This window comes from Bartonella senegalensis OS02, assembly GCF_000312545.1.
Lineage (GTDB): Bacteria > Pseudomonadota > Alphaproteobacteria > Rhizobiales > Rhizobiaceae > Bartonella > Bartonella senegalensis.
Window position 1 is genome coordinate 1 of record NZ_HE997540.1, and the last position, 4,271, is coordinate 4,271.

The following is a 4,271-nucleotide window of genomic DNA, read 5'->3' on the forward strand; positions in this document are numbered from 1 at the left end:
TTTTTCAATGTTTTGGTTTGGATGCTTAAGTTTGCACCGGCTTGAATCAAGCCTGCTTTGTTGACAAGAGAAAGGCTCTTTCCTGTGCCATCAGCATTGGTGAAAGATAAATCACCCTCTGCCATCATAGCGCCAGCATCATTCAACAAAGCCCCATCAACCTTGAGGGCTCCACTTCCCCCCACATAGATTAAACCCGTTTTGTTATTGGTCGCATTCCCTCTCACGCGAAAGACTAAATTCTGACCCGCTGCCAATTGACCACTATTTTGAAGCTCCCCTGTTTTGATGGTAAAACCTCGTGCCGCTAAAACCGATGTTGCCTCATCAACCATAACGCCTGGCGCAACAAAGAGAATGTCTCCACTTCCCCCCTCATCTGTTACTGCTTGTAGCCTCGCATGATGAATATCAAGGGCATTGGTGCTGTGAAAATCCAATCCACCATAGGTCAATGCGCTCCCCGAAACATCAATATGATCTGCAATTAAATACAGCGTTTGCGGCGTGTAAATATGAGAACGATTATTGCTTAAATCCAGCGTCGGTGCTGTCAACCTCACATCCCCCCTGGCAGACAACACATTCTCAACACTGATCCCGCCTGAAACAGATGTTAATGTGGCCCTGCCGTACCCTATGACCTGATCATAGTAAATGTCGTTGCCTGCAAAAATTTCAATATTTTCACCACTGATAATATGTCCAACCTTTACCCCCCTTTGTGCCGCAATCGAAAGGGAACCTTTCTCGTAAAAAACAAGATCACCAGAAGGATTCGCAGGGCTTACCTGAGAGCTCACAAAATCTAAACCTGTCATCACTGTGCCGGCATCAAGACTGCCTACCTTTAAAACAGCATCCCCACCCGTCATCAACGAAGAAAAATCAACCGCTCCACCACTAATGTCTGCCCTTCCATAAGAGGCAAGTTGATGAAAATGAATCCCAACATTGGGGTTGGCATGGATGGCTATATTTTGATGCGAGATAATTGATCGAGAAAGCGAAAGCCCTTTATGAGCAACCAGTGTGATATCTCCCGCTCCATAAATGCTTTCGGCATCAATCATGCCCTCCTTACTGCGAAGATCAACACCCCCTTGATTGCCCAAAACAAGGCTGCCAGCAGCTTGGGTCGCTGCCATATCAACCCCACCAGCTAAAAGATGCGCCCTGATATCACCACCGGCATGCCCCTTTAAATTACCTCCAGCGAAAACATGACCAGCAATAGTCAGATCACCGCCTGTTTCCAATGCCATATCAGTACCTGCCCCTAGCCTAGAGACTTTGATGGCACGGCGTGAAGACAGTTTCATCTCCCCCCCTGATGTTGCTTCTTCTGTAATGGTTAAAAGTCCGTCCTGTGCTTCTGCTGTAAAATGACCATCAGCACCAACTGCCTCTAACCTCACATCCTTGTGTGCGGCAATCTCAATATGCTTTTTGGAGGCAATCTGTTTTGCGAACACGCTCTGGCTTTTGGATTTGAGAACAACCCCGCCATGACCAAAGACATTCTGTAACGAGATTTTCCCATCAGCAGAAAGGTGTAATTGTCCCGCATTGGCCGCCATATCATGACGCATGCGCACCCCAACACCTTTTTCTGTCGCGACAAGTTTAATCTGATCCGCCTGTAAAGCCCCCAACGCAGAACCATCTATGGCATATTCTGGCTTACCGGTAATATCGGTCAGGTCCTTCATTTGACGAGAAGTGTAATCAAAACTCCCCGTTCCTGCTGTCACACCAATTTCCCTGCCCGCAACAGGACCTTCTAAATGCACCGTACGAGAAACAATATCAACAATATCAACCGCGCCTTGGCTCGAGAAAAAATTCGCTCCCCTTGCACCAAAAGTGATGTCTCCCCCTTTCACCACAAACCCTTTCAAAGAGCCAGAGACATCAATCTCTGGAACACCTGTGGTTAATGTCGCATGGGGGGTATTAATAAACCCACAACCATTACAACTTATCCCATTGGGATTGGCTATAATTACATCTGCTGGACGCCCAAAAACTTCTCCTGGACCATTTAAGGCACTGTGGTTGCCACTGGTCACTTCATTTAAAATCACTCTAGCAGAACCAGTAACACGTAAATGCGGATTTCCCGGCATAATGCCGCCCAAGTGCGATTGTCCTACTTCACTCGCGTGATTGTTCCAAATAACACCAGAAGGACCAATATTAAAATCATAATATTTATTGTGCGATAAACCGCTGCTGTTGGGTGTGACAATATCAATTGACGGAACACCATTGGGCGCTGCCACAATATCAGGACGATTAGCGCTATTAGCTCCTGGATCAACAGCAATTTGTGCATGCAACATTGAAGGTGTTAAAAAACAAGAAAAACCAATTCCCCCGAATAAAACCTTCTTAAGCATCGTACTGGAAACGAGAACCTCTAATAAAGTGGCTCTTTGCTCTCTCTTCTCATATCTCATGCTTTAACTCCCCATTGCTATGCTTAAAGATCCATTGTGAATGTCATAAAAAATGTGCCTGACTTCTTGTGCTTCACTGTGCTCCAGAAAATACTGGAATAACTCGCATCAAGAGAAACAACACCCCCTGCAAGCTTGACACCCGCTGTCCAACCAGCAAGCTGTTCATGCGTAAAACCATATAAGGGTTGTGAAAAAATACGCCCATAGTCCAAACCAACATAAGGACGAAGTTCACCTAAAACCTTTTTGAGGGTCGCCTTGTTGCTCCATGCAATGGTGCGCAGCGACAAGTCATTACGAGTAAAAAAACCATTATTGCCAAAAAGCAAACTCTCGCGTGTCCCACGAACATTGGAAGCTCCCCCCAACGAAATCTGCTCGGCACCCAATAAATTATGCGGTGAATATTGCCCACTCAAAAGATTGCTCAGTATGAAATGCCACTCACCCACCTGAAAGGGCGTCATTGCACTGATCGTACCAGTAAACTTTGCAAATTGAGGCTCCGCATCCCCCGCTCCTGGTTCATATTTTTTAACTGCATGAAAAAGCGGAAGTCCTTGTAAATAACTCACATCAAAGGTCCACGTTCCCCCTAACATTTGACGAGAATGCGAAATCCCAAAATTGGCAACACTATATTGACGACTCCCCACTTCAATCTTATTGCCAAGAAGGTAATTGTTGGTTCTTTTATAAGAAAGACCCACATTGAGCGTTGTCAGTGAAAGACCATCACGATGAAGAACCCTACTGGTACTGGCGTGTAATTCACTGGAATCCCCCGTCGTCTCAATATCTGTAAAATTGCCATGGATAATACTTTGGTAGTTATAAACAGTGCCATTCAAACTAAAGGTCCAATAACCATAAGGCATACTCACACTGGCTGAGATGTTATTGCTGTGGCCCTCTTGCTTGCTCCCACCCCAATAATCTGTTTGGCTGCGTTGATAACCAAAATCCCACGCGTCATTGATCCCTAAAATATTTTCTAGTTTTAAACCTGCTTTATAACGTGCATACCCCGTTGAGGATTGTCCTAAATTATCATGAGAAACACTAACCTTGAAGGCTTTACCAGGTTGATTGCTAATATTCACAATGGTACTGCCATCTTCACTCCCTGGTAAGAGTTCACTTTTAGCATGGGCTGAAACAAGCCTGTTTATCTGATCAAGCCCCTGTTCAATATCGCGCATATTTAGAATATGGCCTTTAAGCCCTGGAAAAGCACTCCACACAACATGATTGTAAGGAGAAGCTGGAGAACCATTATAGTAAATCTCTGAAAGCTTCCCCTCAACAACAACAAACTTTAATATCTTACTATTTTTGATGTCTTGATCAGGAATATAAAAACGCGCCGTTACATAGCCTTTATCCAAATAAACCTTGGTCAATTGCTTGACCAAGAGCTGGATATCTGCAAGACCTAGACATTTTCCAACATAAGGATCCGTGACTTTTGCTATGGTGCGCTTTTTGATATGATGAGCTCCATCCACAACGATACGATGAATGGCAAAGCAGGCCCCACTGCCAAAAAGCGCCTGTTGATGTTCTTTGACAGAGGAAGGAGCTTTTTTAGGGGTTAAAGCCCGTAAATTCTCCATTCTCTCTAATCTTTGCTGTTCAGACTGTTGCCGAACAAAATTATCTGTGGGGGATTGTTGCGATAAAATAGAAGAAGACTGCGCATCAGCCATTCCGCCATGAAAAAAGCCATATAATACAAAAATGGAAAAGAAAATCCTGTAAACCTGCTTGCGGCCTAACCAGAAAAAAAACATCACAAAATTCCCC

2 protein-coding genes are annotated in these 4,271 nt (G+C 44.6%); both read right to left on the reverse strand.

The genetic code is table 11. The annotated features are described in order from the left end of the window. On the reverse strand, positions 1-2,462 hold a 2,462-nt coding region (locus tag BN200_RS00005), incomplete at its 3' end, for a filamentous hemagglutinin N-terminal domain-containing protein (RefSeq protein WP_034988792.1). A 23-nt stretch (positions 2,463-2,485) separates the two neighbouring features. Further along, positions 2,486-4,258 (reverse strand): ShlB/FhaC/HecB family hemolysin secretion/activation protein, encoded by a 1,773-nt coding sequence (locus tag BN200_RS00010; RefSeq protein ID WP_019220353.1) that lies wholly within the window; start codon positions 4,256-4,258, stop codon positions 2,486-2,488. Positions 4,259-4,271: the final 13 nt, after the last annotated feature.